The sequence below is a fragment of the Mycobacterium sp. 1245111.1 genome (assembly GCF_001673405.1).
Lineage (GTDB): Bacteria > Actinomycetota > Actinomycetes > Mycobacteriales > Mycobacteriaceae > Mycobacterium.
In genome coordinates, this window is the sequence record NZ_LZLV01000102.1 from 36,338 (window position 1) to 52,657 (window position 16,320).

Sequence of the window (16,320 nt, forward strand, 5' to 3'; positions counted from 1 at the left end):
TCGTTCCTCCAAGTCCACTGCGATGTTGGCGCCGTTGGCCGACGTCGACCCCGATATCGCCGAGCTGCTCGGCAAGGAGCTTGGGCGCCAGCGCGACACGCTCGAGATGATCGCGTCGGAGAACTTCGTGCCGCGGGCGGTGCTCCAGACCCAGGGCAGCGTGCTGACCAATAAGTACGCCGAGGGACTGCCGGGCCGGCGCTACTACGGCGGTTGCGAGTACGTCGACGTCGTCGAGAACATCGCTCGCGACCGGGCCAAGGCGCTATTCGGCGCCGACTTCGCCAACGTGCAACCGCACTCCGGTGCCCAGGCCAACGCCGCGGTGCTGCATGCGCTGATGTCGCCGGGGGAGCGCCTGCTCGGGATGGACCTGGCCAACGGCGGCCACCTGACGCACGGCATGAAGCTGAACTTCTCCGGGAAGCTTTACCAGACCGGCTTTTACAGCGTCGACCCCACGACCCACCGGGTCGACATGGACGCGGTGCGCGCCACGGCGCGCGAGTTCCGGCCGAAGGTGATCATCGCCGGGTGGTCGGCCTACCCGCGGATCCTGGACTTCGCCGCGTTCAAGGCGATCGCCGACGAGGTCGACGCCAAGCTGTGGGTGGACATGGCGCACTTCGCCGGGCTGGTCGCCGCAGGGTTGCACCCGTCGCCGGTGCCGCACGCCGACATCGTCTCCACCACCGTGCACAAGACGTTGGGCGGCCCGCGATCCGGTCTGATCGTGGGCAAGCAGGAGTACGCGAAGTCGGTCAACTCCGCGGTGTTCCCCGGCCAGCAAGGTGGCCCGCTGATGCACGTGATCGCGGCCAAGGCCGTGGCGCTGAAAATCGCGGGCACCCCGGAGTTCATCGAACGCCAGCAGCGCACGCTGTCCGGCGCGCGGATTATCGCCGAGCGACTGCTGGCGGCCGACGTCGCCAAGGCCGGCGTCTCGGTGGTCAGCGGCGGCACCGACGTCCACCTGGTGCTGGTCGACCTGCGTGACTCGCCGCTGGACGGTCAGGCCGCCGAGGACCTGCTGCACGATGTCGGCATCACGGTCAACCGCAACGCGGTCCCCAACGACCCGCGGCCCCCGATGGTCACGTCCGGCCTGCGGGTAGGCACCCCGGCGTTGGCCACCCGCGGTTTCGGCGACGCCGAGTTCAGCGAGGTCGCCGACATCATCGCCACCGCACTGGCTATGGGCGCCAGCGCCTCTGAAGGGAAAGTATCGTCGCTGCGCGACCGCGTCACCCGTCTGGCCAGGGAGTTCCCGCTGTACGACGGCCTGGAGGACTGGTCGCTCGTCTGATCGGCAACGAGCCGGGTCAGATTTCGGATAACTGTGTACGCGGGTTATAGTTACTTTTATGGCGATCAAACCCGTTGCTGACGCATTGATGCTCGAACTCGAGCCGGTGGTCGGTGAGAACATCGACCGTCACATCGAGACCGAGCAGATCTGGTTCGCCCACGACTTCGTGCCGTTCGAGCAGGGCGAGAACTTCGCCTTCCTGGGCGGCCGGGACTGGGATCCGTCGCAGGTGACGTTGCCGAAAGCCATCACCGACGCGTGCGAGGTCCTGCTCATCACCAAAGACAACCTGGCCGGCTACCACCGCGAATTCGTCGAGCACTTCATCCTCGAAGACAACTGGGGCCAGTGGATCGGCCGGTGGACCGCCGAGGAACACCTGCACGCGATCGCGCTGCGCGAGTACTTCGTGGTGACCCGCGAGATCGACCCCACCGCCAACGAGCACGTGCGCTTCGCGCATGTATCGGAGAAGGGTTACCGCGCCGACCACTACTCGCAGATCGAGACGCTGGCCTTCATGGCGTTCTTCGAGGCTGCGCACGCGGTGTATTGCAACAACCTGGCGGCGCAGATCGAGGAGCCAGTGCTGGCCGGGCTCATCACCCATATCGCCCGCGACGAAATGCGGCACGAGGAGTTCTTCGCCAATCTCGTCGCGCACCTGCTCACCTACTCGCGCGACGAGACGATCGCGGCCATCGCGGCCCGCGCGGCCGAGATGGAGGTCGTCGGCGCCGACATCGACGCGTACGCCGACAAGGTGCGAATCGTCGCCGAGGCAGGCATTTTCGGCCCCGACCAACTCAAGCAGGTCATCTCCGACCGCATCACCGCCTGGGGCGTGGCCGACGAGCCCGCCCTGCGCCAGTACGTCATCGGCTAACCACTTCGGCGGGGACTTCGGCGCCGCTCCTCCTCATCGCGCTCCGCGCTCTGCATCGTCTCCGGCGCGCCTGCGCGGCACGGATGCGCCGACGCGGGTACCGTCGCTCTCGATGGCTAGCGACACGCTCTGCTATCCGGGCGGCGCCTCCCGACTCAACCTCGGAAGGACCGCCGGCCCCGGTCCTTGCGCCGCGGCCCCCGCCGATTCGTCCGTGCGGGCCGCACGGGCATGCAGCCCGGTGAGAAAGCCTCGCGCGTTTGGGTGGGGTTGGGGATACCACCCGCATGCGGCAGCGAGCCGGGCGATGAGCTTCCAGGAGTGCTCGTGACGGATTCTCCGGCGCCTTTATCGGACACAATCGGACAGGACACCATCAGGACCTACGTGCTCGACACGTCGGTATTGCTGTCCGATCCGTGGGCCTGCTCCCGCTTCGCCGAACACGAAGTGGTGGTTCCGCTAGTGGTGATCAGTGAGTTGGAGGCCAAACGCCACCATCACGAGCTGGGCTGGTTCGCCCGTCAGGCGTTGCGCTTGTTCGACGATCTCCGCATCGAGCACGGCCGACTCGATCAGCCCATTCCCGTTGGGACACAAGGCGGTACGCTGCACGTCGAGCTCAACCATAGCGACCCTTCAGTGCTGCCGGCCGGTTTCCGCACCGACACCAACGACTCCCGAATCCTGTGCTGCGCGGCCAACCTTGCCGCCGAAGGCAAGCGAGTCACGTTGGTCAGCAAGGACATTCCGCTGCGCGTCAAGGCGGGCGCGGTGGGCTTGGCCGCCGACGAATACCACGCGCAGGACGTCGTGGTCTCCGGCTGGACCGGTATGACGGAGCTGGAAACCAGCGCCGACGACATCGACGCACTGTTCGCCGACGGCGAGGTCGACCTGGAGGGCGCGCGGGACCTGCCCTGCCACACCGGCATTCGGCTGCTGGCCGGTAGCTCGCATGCGCTCGGCCGGGTGAACGCGCACAAGAAGGTCCAACTGGTCCGAGGCGACCGTGAGGTGTTCGGGCTGCGTGGGCGCTCCGCCGAGCAGCGGGTGGCGCTGGATCTGCTGCTCGACGAATCGGTCGGCATCGTGTCGCTGGGCGGCAAGGCCGGCACCGGCAAGTCGGCGCTGGCGCTGTGCGCCGGCCTGGAAGCCGTGCTGGAACGACGCAGCCAGCGCAAGGTCGTCGTGTTCCGTCCGCTGTATGCGGTCGGCGGCCAGGAACTGGGTTACCTGCCCGGCAGCGAAAGCGAAAAGATGGGCCCGTGGGCGCAGGCCGTCTTCGACACCCTCGAAGGGTTGGCCAGCCCCGCCGTGCTCGAGGAGGTGCTGTCCCGCGGCATGCTCGAGGTGTTACCGCTAACGCACATCCGCGGGCGTTCGCTGCACGACTCCTTCGTGATCGTCGACGAAGCGCAGTCGCTGGAACGCAACGTGCTGCTGACCGTGCTGTCCCGGTTGGGCGCGGGTTCGCGGGTGGTGCTGACCCACGACGTCGCTCAGCGCGACAACCTGCGGGTGGGGCGCCACGACGGCGTCGCGGCGGTGGTCGAAAAGCTCAAGGGGCACCCGCTGTTCGCGCACATCACGCTGCTGCGCAGTGAGCGCTCGCCGATCGCGGCGCTGGTCACCGAGATGCTGGAAGAGATCAGCGGCGCTCCGATCTAGATCGGCAGTTCTGTAGGCTTCTGCAGTGCCGAAGCGACCCGACAGCCAGAAGTGGCGGTACCTGCGTACCGCGGCCGGGGTCGCGGCGGCCTCGGTCATCGTCGGGGTCGGAGCGTTCACCGGACACGTGCGGTTCGCGCACGCCAACGACGTCGTCGACTGCGCGCAGGTCAAATGCGTGGCGCTTACCTTCGACGACGGACCCACGCCCTACACCGACCGGCTGCTGGGCATCCTGAAAGCCAACAACGCCAAGGCGACGTTCTTCGAGATCGGCAATAAGGTCGCGGCCAACCCGGCGGGCGCCAAACGGGTGGTCGAGGCGGGCATGGAATTGGGCAGCCACACCTGGGAACACCCCAACATGACGACGCTGCCGCCCGCCGACGTCCCGAGTCAGTTCTCCCGGGCGACCGACGCGATCGTCGCGGCCACCGGTACGACGCCGAACTTGTGGCGCCCACCGGGCGGTTTGACCGATCCGGCCGTCAACGAGCAGGCCGCCAAGGCCGGGTTGGCCGGAATCCTCTGGGACGTCATCCCTTTCGACTGGATCAACGACTCCAACACCGCGGCCAGCCGCCAGGTGTTGATGGCGCAGATCAAGCCGGGCTCGGTGGTGCTGCTGCACGACACCTACTCGAGCACGGTCGACCTCGTCGAGCAGTTCATCCCGGTGTTGAAGGCCAACAACTATCACCTGGTGACGGTCAGCCAGTTGCTCGGACCGCGGGCGCCGGGCAGCGTCTACGGCTCACGCGAGAACGGACCACCGGCCAACGCGCTACGCGACATCCCGCCGTCGGAGATTCCGTCGCTGCCGAACACCCCGTCACCGCCGCCGATGCCGAACTTCCCGATCACCGATGTCGCAGGCCAGAATTCGGGCGGACCGAACAACGGCGGCTAGCTGTTGGGGGTGATGAAATTTGGTGCGACACGATGAGTTCGCAGCAGGTGGAAATCGCTTCATGTAGCAGCAAGTCCGTCCTCGTCGGACATATCGTCTATTCCGAGACCGTCGGGCGCTCGTCCACGTCCCGACGTGACCGGTACGTCGAGTGCCGGCGTTGGGCGACGATGCGCGAAAGCGGCAAACGCCCTCGTCCCGTCGCTTACCATTCCTGCCTGGCGGTCTTGATCGGAGGAACGGACCCATGCTCGAAGTGATCAACAGAGGGTCGGTGACAGAATCGCATCCTGTGCCGTTGCTCTTCGTTCACGGCGCATGCAGCACAGCAGAGGTCTGGGACGACCATTTTCTGAATTTCTTCGCCGACAAGGGGTACCGCGCCGTCGCCCTGAGCCTGCGCGGCCACGGCTCCAGCAGCTTGAGTGAGCCTCTTAAGTCTTGTTCTCTTGCCGACTACGCCGACGATGTGCACGCAGTCGCAGCCGAGCTCGATACAGCGCCAGTGCCCATCGGTCACTCACTAGGCTGTTGGGTCGTACTCAAGTACCTTGAGAAGCAAAACGCCCCCGCCGGGGTTCTCATGGCACCCGGCACACCGCGGGGATTACGGCGATGGGCATTCCGCGTGTTCCGCCGTCATCCGTGGCTGATGTTGCGTGCGAACACTTTCGGAAACACAGTTGATCTGTTTGCCACTTCGGCGCTGGCTCGCGAGTTTGGGTTCTCGGCGCAGACCCCAGACTCCGTCGTCAGGTCCTGTGCCGCCCGTTTGGAGCCAGAGAGCGCACGCGCTGTACGCGAAACGGCTAACCGACTTCCCGATGCCCGCCACATAAGGATGCCCATGCTTGTTCTCGGCGCTGAGCACGACGGCATGCGAATTGACGGGGATGCGTCAGCCGTGGCGCAGATCTACCAGGCAGAAGCAGAACTTTTCCCCGACATGGGCCACCTCATGATGCTCGAAGCCGGATGGCAGGCAGTGGCTGAAAGAATCGACGGTTGGCTCAGCGGCCAGGGATTGTAGCGGAATCCGTAACCGCGACTCCGACACGAACTTTGAAGACTGGTGACCACGGCCGTGACAAAACCGGGCGTTCGCTAAAGGCTCGGCGCCACAAAAGAATGCGTCGTCGGCCACTGCGCGTGGGATTGTTGGCTAAGCCGTCTACTGCCCGGGCAGCTCGCCAGACGCGGCCAGGGCCAGCAGCTCGCCACGCCCGATCTGGGTGACCAGGCTGGCGCTGTCAAAGTAGATGCGCTCGTTGGTGATTCGCTCGCCGTCGAAGAAGAACACCGCGATGATCGGCACCCGGAATGACTTGCCCGTCGGCGGCATGCCGTAGAACTCGCCGAGATTGGTTCCCAGCAGGTCGAATTCGGTGATCACCGCGTCCTCGGTGAAGTGGAAGCGCGCATTCTCGTGCCGCTGATCGGGGAACGCGGTCCGGGTGGTGAGGTAGTAGTTCATCACCTCGTCGGCGCCGTCGAAAACCTGGCCGGTGGCCATGATCTCGTAGCGCGGGTGCCCATTGAAGGTGGCCAGGGTGCGATCGAACTCCTTGGTCACCTCGGTGTTCATGTGCTCTTCGATGAGCGCGAGGCGCCGTTGGCGGAGTCCGTCGTCCAGCATGGCTACTCCTTGGTGACTTTGGCCATCGCAAGCACGTCGAGACGGCGGTCGAGTTCCTCTTCGGACAGCTTGTCGCCGATCAGCCCGCGGTCGATCACCGCCTGGCGGATCGTCTTCTTCTCCTTCACCGCCTCCTTGGCCACCGCCGCCGCTTCCTCGTAGCCGATCGCCGAGTTCAGCGGTGTGACGATCGACGGGGACGACTCGGCCAGCTCGCGCAGGTGGTCGTCGTTGGCCTTCAGGCCGACGATGCACCGCTCGGCGAACAGCGTCGAGACGTTGCTCAGCAGCTTGAACGATTCAAGGATGTTGCGGGCCATCATCGGGATGTAGACGTTGAGCTCGAACGCGCCGGACAGACCACCGACGGCGATGGCGGCGTCATTGCCGATCACCTGCGCGGCGACCTGCGTAACCGCCTCGGGCAGAACGGGATTGACCTTGCCCGGCATGATCGAGCTGCCCGGCTGTAGGTCCGGTAGCTGAATCTCGGCCAGGCCGGTCAGCGGACCCGAGCCCATCCACCGCACGTCGTTGGCGATCTTGGTGAGCGACACCGCGATGGTGCGCAACGCGCCGGACGCCTCGACCAGCCCGTCGCGGGCGGCTTGGGCCTCGAAAGAGTTTGCCGCGGTGCGTAGTTCGGTAAGCCCAGTGTCTTTGACGAGGGCTTGGACGACCTTGGCGCCGAAGCCGTCGGGAGCGTTGAGGCCAGTGCCGACGGCGGTGCCGCCGATCGCCAGTTCGCCCAGCCGGGGCAGCGACGCGCGGACCCGTTCGATGCCGGCCTCGATCTGGCGGGCGTACCCGGAGAACTCCTGGCCCAGCGTCACCGGGACGGCGTCCATCAGATGTGTGCGGCCCGACTTGACCACCGTGCGCCATTCGCGGGCCTTGTCGGCCAGCGCGTCGTGCAGCACCTGCAGCGCCGGGATGAGGTGGCGCACAGCGGCTTCGGTGGCGGCGATGTGGGTGGCGGTCGGGAAGGTGTCGTTGGACGACTGCGACATGTTGACGTCGTCGTTGGGGTGCACGGTCACCCCGTTGGCGGCGGCGATGCTGGCGATCACTTCGTTGGTGTTCATGTTGGAGCTGGTGCCCGAACCGGTCTGGAACACGTCGATCGGGAACTGGTCGTCGTGCTTCCCGTCGGCGATCTCCGCGGCCGCGGCGATGATCGCGTCGGCCTTGTCGGCGGCCAGCAGCCCGAGGTCCTTGTTGACCTGCGCGCAGGCGCCCTTCAGCAGACCCAGGGCGCGGATCTGGGTGCGCTCGAGGCCGCGACCGGAAATCGGGAAGTTCTCGACGGCACGCTGAGTCTGGGCGCGCCACAAGGCTTTTGCCGGCACCCGGACCTCGCCCATGGTGTCGTGTTCGATGCGGTATTCGGTGTCGCCCATAGGGTGAAGTTCCTCTTCCTGGGGGAGTTATGGCAGGGGGTATGCGGCGTTGCTGTCGCCCGTGAAGTCGATCGCCGAGTATTCGTTGAGCTTGGCCAGCCGGTGGAAGCCCTCGACCATCCGCAGCGTCCCAGACTTCGACCGCATCACGATCGACTGGGTGGTGCAGCCGCCTGGCTCATAGCGCACACCCTTGAGCAGGTCGCCGTCGGTGACGCCGGTCGCGCAGAAGAAGACGTTCTCGCCGGACACCAGATCGTGGACCGTCAGCACCTGGTCGAGGTCGTAGCCGGCGTCGATGGCCTTCTGGCGTTCCGCGTCGTCCTTGGGTGCCAGCTGCGCCTGCAGTTCGCCGCCCATGCAGCGCAGCGCTGCCGCGGCGATGATGCCCTCCGGGGTACCGCCGATGCCGGCCAGCATGTCGGTGCCCGAACCCGGGCGGCACGTGGCGATCGCGCCGGCCACGTCGCCGTCGGTGATCAGCCGGATTCGGGCCCCGGTGGACCGCACGTCGTGGATCAGTTGCGTGTGCCGCGGCCGGTCCAGGATGACGACCGTCATGTCCGGCACGGACAGGCCCTTCGCTTTGGCGACCGCGCGGATGTTGTCGGCGATCGGCGCCGTGATGTCCAGGACGTGGGCGGCGTCGGGCCCGACGGCGATCTTGTTCATGTAGAACACCGCCGACGGGTCGAACATCGAGCCGCGGTCGGCCACCGCCAGCACCGAGATGGCGTTGGGCATGCCCTTGCTCATCAGCGTGGTGCCGTCGATCGGGTCGACGGCGAAGTCGCATTCCGGACCGTCGCCGTTGCCGACGTGCTCACCGTTGTACAGCATCGGCGCTTCGTCTTTCTCGCCCTCGCCGATCACCACGACGCCTCGCATCGACACCGAGTTCACCAGCTGGCGAATCGCGTCGACCGCCGCGCCGTCGCCGCCCTCTTTGTCGCCGCGGCCCACCCAGCGGCCGGCGGCCATGGCGCCTGCCTCGGTGACGCGGACGAGCTCGAGGGCGAGGTTACGGTCCGGGGCTTCACGACGAGAACCTGCACTCATGGCTGCCGATTGTCCCAGAGGCGGGTTGCCGGCCGGAAGCTGGGATACTCGTGCGGTGACCTCGCAGCCAGAGCCGTCGGCCAAACAGGCGGAGCCGTCGGCCAGACCGGCCAAGCCCCGGCTGCTGCAGGACGGCCGCGACATGTTCTGGTCGATCGCGCCGCTGGTGGTCGCCTGCATCGTCCTGGCGGGAATCGTCGGGATGTGCTCGTTTTCACCGGGCGGGACCAACCGCGGACCGGTCCCCGCCTACGACGCGGCCGGCGCTCTGGAGGCCGACGCGCAGACCCTCGGGTTTCCGGTCCGGCTGCCGCACCTGCCCAGCGGGTGGCAGGCCAACTCCGGCGGCCGCGGCGGCATCGCCGACGGTCGGACCGACCCCGCGACTGGCCAGAAGCTGCGGGCCGTCACGTCGAACGTCGGCTTCATCAGCCCGGCCGGTGAATACCTGAGCCTGACCCAGAGCAATGCCGACGAGGCGAAGCTGGTGGGCTTCGTCCACCCGTCGATGTATCCGAGCGGAACCGTCGACGTGAACGGCGTCCGGTGGATCACCTATCAGGGCGACGCCGGTGTCGAGCCGGTGTGGACCACGCGACTGAACAGCCCGGCCGGTCCCGAGCAGGTTGCGATCACCGGAGCCGGGAGCGTTGACGAGTTTCGTACGCTGGCGGCGGCCACCCAAACGCAGCCACCTCTGCCTGCACACCGACAGGAGATACATCGATGAGCGCACCGGTAGCCGATCTCACCGGCTGGACAGTGGCGCCGTTCACCGGCGGCGGATACACCCACGACGTCTACCGCCGCGGCGACGGCCCTGGTGTCGTGCTGATCCCCGAGATCCCGGGCATCCACCCGGGCGTGCTGGGGCTGGGAAACCACTTGGTGGACAACGGTTTCACCGTGGCCATGCCGTCGCTATTCGGCGAGCCCGGCCGCGGCAAGGACCCCGGCTACGTCATCTCGACCATCGCCCGGGCCTGTGTGGCAAGGGAATTCGCGGCTTTGGCCACCAACAAGCAGCGGCCGGTGGCGGTCTTCCTGCGGGCACTGGCCCGCGAGCTCAACAAGGAGACGCCGGGCAAGGGCGTCGGGGTCATCGGCCACTGCTTCACCGGTGGCTTCGCCCTGGCCGCCGCGGTGGACGACAGCGTGCTCGCGCCGGTGCTCAGCCAGCCCTCGGTGCCGTTCCCGCTGACCGCCCGTCAGAAGCGCGATCCCGGCGTGAGCGAACTGGAATTGAACGCCTTCAAAGACCGCGCCACCAACGAAGGGCTGTGCGCGATCGGCTTGCGGTTCAGCGAAGACAAGATGGCACCCGGCGAGCGATTCAAGACGCTTAAGGACAAGCTCGGCGACGCGTTCGAGGTCATCGAGATCAACTCGAAGCCCGGCAACGAGGGCGGCTTTTCGCGGATGGCGCATTCGGTGCTGACCGACGAGGTTCGTGAGGTCGACGGCCAGCCGGCCTACGAGGCGCGCAAACGCGTGGTCGAATTCCTCAGCGAGCGGCTGCGTTAGCGGCCTGTCGCTTTCGTTGATCGGCGATGAAGCGAATCGACATGCGCTGCAATAGATTCGGCGCCAGCCGGGCGAACACCCAGGACGCGTAGGCCTGTCGCGGCTTCACCAGCAGCGCCTTGTTGCGGGAGATCGCCTTCAACGTGTCGCGCGCCAACCGGTCGGCGCTGTAAGCGGTTTTCATGCCCTGCCCACGCAGGTAGTAGTCGCGGCCGACAAAGCCACCGATGGCGCCTTTGTCCAGGATCGGTGTCTCGACCGCGCCCGGGCACACCGCCAGCACGCCCACGCCGTGCGGAATCGCCTCCGAGCGCAGCGCCAGCGACAGCCCGACAATCGCGTGCTTGGTCATGACATAGCTGGTGATTTGGCCGGCGGCGGTCAATCCCGCCATCGACGCGGTGTTGACGATGTGGCCGTGGCCCTGCCGCAGCATCACCGGGTAGGCCGCGGTCACGCCGTGCACGACGCCGCGAATGTTGACGTCGATGATCGCGTTCCACTGCTCCAGGGTGAGTAGTTCGGTGTCGCCGCCCCAGGCGATGCCGGCGTTGTTGAACATCAGGTCCAGGCGTCCGGCACGGGCCACGACGGCGTCCACGGCGGCCTGCACCGCGGCCGGATCGGTGACGTCGAGTATCGCCGACGCCGCGGTGCCGGGACCGGAGAGGCTTTCGGCGGTACGCGCCGCGGCGGCGCCGTCGACGTCGGTGCAGACGACATCCGCGCCCGCGGCGACCAGGGCGCGGCACAGCGCCGCACCGATGCCCGACCCCGCGCCGGTGACGATCGCCTGCTTCCCTGCGAAAGTCATTGCGGCGCAGCGAGCTTCATGACGTGGCCGATCAGGTCGGGGTAACGCAGCATGTGGGCCCCACCGTTGAGGTCGAGCACCTCACCGGTCAGCCACGTCGCCTTGCACAGGAACAGCACCGCCTCGGCGACGTCCTCGGGAGTGCCAGTCCGACCCAGCGGCGTGTTCGCGACGTAATCGTCCACGACTCCGGGAATGAGCGTGGCCGGCTCGGTCAGCGGGGTATGCACGAATCCGGGTGCGACGGCGTTGACCCGAATGCCTTGCGGCGCAAGCTCGAGCGCGGCGACCTGGGTCAGCATCGACAACCCGGCCTTGGCGGCGCAGTAGGCGCTCATCGCCGCGGCGGGCTGGCGTGCGTTCAGTGAGCTGATCGACACCACGGCTCCGCCGTCGTGCAGGCGCGGGGCGGCGTGCTTGATCACCAGGAACGCGCCGTTGAGGCAGACGTCGACGACGCCGCGAAAGTCTTCAGCGGACAGTTCGGTGATCAGCCCGAGCGTGCTGTACCCGGCCGTGTTCACCACGATGTCGAGCTCGCCGGCGCCGTCGAACAGCGCCCGTACCGAATCTTCGTCGGTGACCTTGACGGTCGCGGCGGTGTGCGGGTCGCCGAGTTCGGCTGCGACGGATTGGGATCCGTCACCGTTACGGTCAGCGACGATCACCCGATAGCCGTCGGCGGCCAAGGCGTGCGCCACCGCCTTGCCGATGCCGGACGCGCCGCCCACTACGACGGCATTGCGGTTGCTCATGATTGGTCCCTCGTGAATGGATGTGGCCATTTCGCGTCGATGACTCCCCACGGGTCGGCGTAGCGCCCGGGGTAGCGGTAATACGGTGAGCGGCGTTTGAGCAGAGCGTGCGCCAACGGAGCGCCCAGTCGCATCGCCTGACGTCGCCAGCTCATCCGGCCGGCCATCTCGGCCAGCAACTGCGGCCAGGTAATCCGTTGGAAGTCAAGGGCTTCCACGGACCGCGCGGTGTCCATCCAATCGGTACCGAACCAGTCGGCGTCGTTGTCCGGGTTACCTTTTCGGCCGGCCGGAATCGCGCCGACCAGACCCATCGCCGCCGCGGCGGACGGGGCGATGTCGCCCTGCACCAAGCGGTGCGACTCGTCGCCGCCGATCAGCAGGGTCTCGCCGACGACCGGAGCGGTGGTCGCGGCGATGAAGGCACGGGCCACATCGCGGACGTCGACGGTGTGGATGCGTCCGTCGACCGGCAGCGACGCTTCGAAGTAGATGGTGTCCAAGTCGAGGTCGAGCCGCGGCTCGGCCGTGAGCACGCCACCCAGTCGCAAAATCACCCAGTCCAATCCCGATGCGCGCACCAGGTTTTCGGCTTTGACCTTGTGGGCGCCGTAGATGTCGGATGGGCGTAACGGAGTGTCGGCGGTGAGCAGGTCCCTGACGCGATGCGGATTGCGGGCCCCGTAGGTGGCGACGCTGGAGGCCTGGACGAAACGCGGCGGGTCGGGCAGCGCGGCGGCGGCCTTGAGTAGCGACTCCGTAGCACCGACGTTGACGCGGTAGGCCAGGTTCGGCCGGGCGTAGCAGGCCGGCGGGATGATCGCGGCGAGGTGGATGATCGCGGTCGGCGCGACGGTCCGCACCAGCTTTGCGACGTCGTCGGGTTTTGTGAGGTCGGCCCAGCGCACCTCGGTGGACGGCATGTTCTCGGCCGCCGTGCGATTGGCCGGCACGCCCATGTCGGTGGCGACCACAGGCAGTCCCTCGACGGTCAGCTGGCGCACAGTTTCCGAGCCGACGAGCCCGAAAGCCCCGGTGACTAGCACTGTTTGGGCCATGGGGCATTACGCTACACGCCGACGCGGAATCTCCCCACTATTCGGCCACAGCCGGTGCGACGACGGCCACCGCCGCCGGATCGGCTTCGGCCTTCATCCGCTCGAACAGCTCGACGTAGTACGGCAGGCACTCGACCATCGCCTGTTCGGTGGTGAACAGGGGCCGGTACCCGAGGTCGCGGCTGGCCTTGGCGATCGAGAAGTAGTTGTCCAGGTACAGCCGTTCCACGGCGAGCGGTTCGAGCATCGGCTCGCGGATCCCGAACCGGAAGTGCAAGCGCTGCCACCCCAGCATCGCCGCGCGCACCAGGGCGCCGGACACGCGTAGCCGCGGCAGCCGTTCCCCGCAGGCCGCCACCACCGGACGGGCGAATTCGAACATGTTGATCGGCTCGGCGTCGTTGATGAAATACGCCTGGCCCGGTGCGGTGCCACCCGGCGTCAGGTGCTGCGCGGCCAGGAGGAAGCCATGAATCAGGTTGTGCACGTAGGAGTTATCCAGACGCGCGGACTTGCGGCCGACCAGCACCTTGACGTGTCCGGCCAGCACGGACTCGAACACCTTGCGGAACATCGTCTGGTCGCCGCGGCCCCAGATTCCACTCGGTCGTATCGAACACGTCAGCAGCCCGTCAATACCGTTCTGGGACAGCACAAATCGCTCGGCGACGACCTTCGTCTCGGTATAGAGGTCGGCAAAGCGGTCGGTGTAAGGCAACGTCTCGTCGCCGTTGGCGATCGGCTTGCCGCCCATCACCACGCTGTTGGAAGCGGTGTACACGAACCGCTTGACGCCGGCGGCCTGCGCGGCGTGCACCAGGTTCTTGGTGCCTTCGACGTTGACGGCGAAGCTGCGCTGCCGGTATTCGTCGGTGACCGATGCGCCGCCCATCAGCTCGATGAGCGCCGCGGTGTGGAAGATGGTGTCGACGCCGGCGACCGCGCCCGCGACGATGTCCCTGTCGCAGATGTCGCCCTGCATCACCTCGAGGCCGGGCTGGGCGGACAGCGGTGACGGCGCCCGGTCGAAAGACCGAACCTGATAACCCTGGTCGAGCAGGGTGGTCACCAGGTTCGCGCCGACGAATCCGGAGCCTCCGGTGACAAGCACCCGGCCCAGCTGCGCGGTCGCTGCGATCCCAGAATTCTCAGCCATGCCGCCGAGAATAACTGAAACGTGTTCCAGTTTCGAATAAACGTCGGATAGGTAGTTGCGGTGTCAAGAATCGTCGGGCTCGCCGGCCGCTAACGCGTCGGCGACCCGCTTACGTGCGCCAGCTAAGTGCTCTTCGCACCGTTTAGCCAGCTGTTCGCCCCTTTCCCAGAGCGCCAGCGATGCATCGAGGTCCAGTCCGCCCTGTTCAAGCAGCTGCACGACCTCGATCAGCTCGTCGCGGCATTTTTCGTAACCGAGCTGACTAATAGGTGTAGCTTCGTCACTCGCCATCGGTTGGTCCTTCACTCATCGCCGCTATCGCGCCATCTCCGACCCGTATCCGCAACCTGGTCCCGGCCGGCGCGTCATCCGTCGATCGCAGTACCGCCGACCCTGCGTCCCGGACCGTCTGCACCACGGCGTAGCCGCGCGCGAGGGTGGCCGCTGGCCCCAGTGTGGCCAGCCGGGCCGACAAGTGGCCGACGCGTTCGGCCTGGGCGTCGATGAGCCGGGTGACGTCGCGGCGGACGGCGGAGCGGGCGCGGTGAATCTCGTCGGCGCGCGCCGCGAGCGCGGCCAGCGGCTCGGCCAGAACGGGCCGGCTGCGCAGCTGCGCCAGCACACGCTCTTCGCGGCCCACCCAGTTGCGCAGGGCTTGGGCGCTGCGCCGACGCAGATCGCTGACCAAGTGCTGTTCGGCCGCGGTGTCGGGAACGATCTTCTTGGCGGCATCGGTCGGTGTCGCGGCGCGCAGGTCGGCGACCAGATCGCAGAGCGGATTGTCCGGCTCGTGGCCGACCGCGCTGACGACCGGCGTGCGGCACGCCGCGATCGCGCGGCACAGCGTCTCGTCGGAAAAGGGCAGCAGGTCCTCGACGCTGCCACCGCCGCGGGCGAGCACGATCACGTCGACGCCCGCGTCGGAGTCCAACTCCCGCAATGCCTTGACGATCTGCGAGACGGCCGTCGGTCCCTGGACCGCGGTGTTGCGGACGGCGAACTGCACCGCGGGCCATCGGGTGGCCGCCACCGTGGTCACGTCGTGCTCGGCCGCGCTGGCCCGGCCGGTGATCAGCCCGATCATGTTGGGCAGGAACGGGATTGGTCGCTTGAGTCGCGGATCGAAGAGGCCTTCGGCGGCCAGCAGCTGGCGTAACCGTTCGATGCGGGCCAGCAGTTCGCCGACGCCGACTGCGCGTATTTCGTTGAGCCGCAACGTGAGTGTGCCGCGGCCGGTGTAGAAATTCGGCTTGCCGCAGACCACCACCTGCACGCCCTCGACCAGCTTGACCGGTGCGCTGTCGACCAGGGTGCGCGGCGCGGTCACGCTCAACGACATGTCGGCGGCCGGGTCACGCAACACCATGAACACGGTCCGCGAACCCGGGCGGATGTTGATCTGGGTCAGCTGTCCCTCGACCCACACCACGCCGAGCTTGTCGATCCAGGCCGCGATCCGCGTCGCGACCGCGCGAACCGGGAACGGATTCTCGGCCGAGTTATCGATCACTTCGCGGTCGCGCGCGTAATCCTGTTGGCGAGCAGCGTCTGGAACGGTGCGCGTCCCTTGGTGGCCTCTTCGTAGCTCAGCAGGGCTTCGAGCTCGTTGACGTCGAGGGATTGGAGCCGGGCACGCAGCTGAGCCAGCGTCAGCTGCTCGTAGTCCAGCTCGTCGACCACCGCGGGCGTGGACACCGAGTTATTCGTAGTCTTTGCGGCGGTGCGGGCCCAGTCGTCGGCCGCGTCGGAACCGGGCGACGAATACAGCGCGAACCGCCCTTCGGCGCGGGACGGCTCCTCGTCGTCGGCTTCGTCCTCGGGCAGGTCCTCGTCGAACGTGGCCCACTCCGGCTCCTCGTCCTTGGGCGGGAAGATCTGCTCCAAGGTGGCATCGCCTTTGATGACCAGCTCGGCGACGTTCTGCTGAAATCGCATCACGACGTGCGCGGCCGTGCTGGCGAGCGTCATCGGGTACATCAGGATGGTTTTCGGCAGCCGGAGCGTCTCCTCGACGGCCATCGTGGCGGCGCCGACCAGCAGCCGAACCCCATACGGTGCAGTAGCCATGCGGTCCAGACTGCCTTAACCGGCGGACAACTCCAAGCTGAGCGCGCGAGTTCGCGTCGCGGCGACGCCGGAAAG

At 67.1% G+C, this 16,320-nt stretch carries 17 protein-coding genes; 7 read left to right on the forward strand and 10 right to left on the reverse strand.

Going from position 1 to position 16,320, the window contains the following annotated elements; genetic code table 11:
• Positions 1 to 22: 22 nt before the first annotated feature.
• The 5 genes from glyA to A5658_RS15120 all read left to right on the forward strand — a co-directional run bounded on the left by glyA (position 23) and on the right by A5658_RS15120 (position 5,806).
• Entirely contained in the window at positions 23 to 1,306 is a 1,284-nt protein-coding gene (glyA, locus tag A5658_RS15100; RefSeq protein ID WP_067336426.1) for a serine hydroxymethyltransferase, read from the forward strand.
• Positions 1,307 to 1,364: 58 nt separating this feature from the next.
• Positions 1,365 to 2,195: an acyl-ACP desaturase gene (locus tag A5658_RS15105; RefSeq protein ID WP_067336429.1), complete on the forward strand. Its 831-nt coding sequence runs from the start codon at positions 1,365 to 1,367 to the stop codon at positions 2,193 to 2,195.
• Between the two features lie 375 nt (positions 2,196 to 2,570).
• Positions 2,571 to 3,866 carry a PhoH family protein gene (locus A5658_RS15110; RefSeq protein ID WP_197503137.1) on the forward strand — a complete coding sequence of 432 codons (1,296 nt, stop codon included), beginning with the start codon at positions 2,571 to 2,573 and terminating at the stop codon, positions 3,864 to 3,866.
• Positions 3,867 to 3,993: 127 nt separating this feature from the next.
• A complete protein-coding gene (locus A5658_RS15115; RefSeq protein ID WP_369830531.1) occupies positions 3,994 to 4,776 on the forward strand; it encodes a polysaccharide deacetylase family protein in 783 nt (260 codons plus the stop codon).
• 247 nt (positions 4,777 to 5,023) lie between these two features.
• Positions 5,024 to 5,806 (forward strand): alpha/beta fold hydrolase, encoded by a 783-nt coding sequence (locus A5658_RS15120; protein WP_067336437.1) that lies wholly within the window; start codon positions 5,024 to 5,026, stop codon positions 5,804 to 5,806.
• 141 nt (positions 5,807 to 5,947) lie between these two features.
• Here A5658_RS15120 and A5658_RS15125 read toward each other — a convergent pair whose 3' ends face one another.
• The 3 genes from A5658_RS15125 to glpX are packed head-to-tail and all read right to left on the reverse strand — an operon-like array spanning position 5,948 to position 8,871.
• Entirely contained in the window at positions 5,948 to 6,412 is a 465-nt protein-coding gene (locus A5658_RS15125) for an ester cyclase (protein ID WP_067336440.1), read from the reverse strand.
• A 2-nt stretch (positions 6,413 to 6,414) separates the two neighbouring features.
• On the reverse strand, positions 6,415 to 7,812 hold the full coding sequence (locus tag A5658_RS15130; protein ID WP_067336443.1) for a class II fumarate hydratase: 1,398 nt from the start codon (positions 7,810 to 7,812) through the stop codon (positions 6,415 to 6,417).
• 27 nt (positions 7,813 to 7,839) lie between these two features.
• Positions 7,840 to 8,871: a class II fructose-bisphosphatase gene (glpX, locus tag A5658_RS15135; protein WP_067336446.1), complete on the reverse strand. Its 1,032-nt coding sequence runs from the start codon at positions 8,869 to 8,871 to the stop codon at positions 7,840 to 7,842.
• Here glpX and A5658_RS15140 point away from each other — a divergent pair.
• Both A5658_RS15140 and A5658_RS15145 read left to right on the forward strand, forming a co-directional pair.
• A complete protein-coding gene (locus A5658_RS15140; protein ID WP_067336449.1) occupies positions 8,870 to 9,601 on the forward strand; it encodes a DUF4245 domain-containing protein in 732 nt (243 codons plus the stop codon). The genes glpX and A5658_RS15140 overlap by 2 nt on opposite strands.
• Positions 9,598 to 10,395 (forward strand): dienelactone hydrolase family protein, encoded by a 798-nt coding sequence (locus tag A5658_RS15145; RefSeq protein ID WP_067336452.1) that lies wholly within the window; start codon positions 9,598 to 9,600, stop codon positions 10,393 to 10,395. Before A5658_RS15140 ends, A5658_RS15145 begins: the two co-directional genes overlap by 4 nt.
• On the opposite strand, the gene A5658_RS15150 is transcribed toward A5658_RS15145, so the two are convergent.
• The 7 genes from A5658_RS15150 to A5658_RS15180 form a co-directional block, all read right to left on the reverse strand.
• Positions 10,376 to 11,209 (reverse strand): SDR family oxidoreductase, encoded by an 834-nt coding sequence (locus A5658_RS15150; RefSeq protein ID WP_067336455.1) that lies wholly within the window; start codon positions 11,207 to 11,209, stop codon positions 10,376 to 10,378. The two genes, A5658_RS15145 and A5658_RS15150, sit on opposite strands and share 20 nt — an antisense overlap.
• Complete coding sequence (locus tag A5658_RS15155; protein WP_067336459.1) at positions 11,206 to 11,964, reverse strand: SDR family NAD(P)-dependent oxidoreductase; 759 nt, start codon at positions 11,962 to 11,964, stop codon at positions 11,206 to 11,208. The genes A5658_RS15150 and A5658_RS15155 overlap by 4 nt, the downstream gene beginning before the upstream one ends.
• Positions 11,961 to 13,022, reverse strand: a complete 1,062-nt coding sequence (locus A5658_RS15160) for an NAD(P)-dependent oxidoreductase (protein WP_067336462.1) — start codon at positions 13,020 to 13,022, stop codon at positions 11,961 to 11,963. Before A5658_RS15160 ends, A5658_RS15155 begins: the two co-directional genes overlap by 4 nt.
• 37 nt (positions 13,023 to 13,059) lie before the next feature.
• Positions 13,060 to 14,178 (reverse strand): NAD-dependent epimerase/dehydratase family protein, encoded by a 1,119-nt coding sequence (locus tag A5658_RS15165; RefSeq protein ID WP_067336466.1) that lies wholly within the window; start codon positions 14,176 to 14,178, stop codon positions 13,060 to 13,062.
• Between the two features lie 63 nt (positions 14,179 to 14,241).
• Positions 14,242 to 14,469 carry an exodeoxyribonuclease VII small subunit gene (locus A5658_RS15170; RefSeq protein WP_067336470.1) on the reverse strand — a complete coding sequence of 76 codons (228 nt, stop codon included), beginning with the start codon at positions 14,467 to 14,469 and terminating at the stop codon, positions 14,242 to 14,244.
• Entirely contained in the window at positions 14,459 to 15,688 is a 1,230-nt protein-coding gene (xseA, locus tag A5658_RS15175; protein ID WP_067336474.1) for an exodeoxyribonuclease VII large subunit, read from the reverse strand. Before xseA ends, A5658_RS15170 begins: the two co-directional genes overlap by 11 nt.
• On the reverse strand, positions 15,685 to 16,245 hold the full coding sequence (locus A5658_RS15180) for a lipid droplet-associated protein (RefSeq protein ID WP_067336478.1): 561 nt from the start codon (positions 16,243 to 16,245) through the stop codon (positions 15,685 to 15,687). Before A5658_RS15180 ends, xseA begins: the two co-directional genes overlap by 4 nt.
• Positions 16,246 to 16,320: the final 75 nt, after the last annotated feature.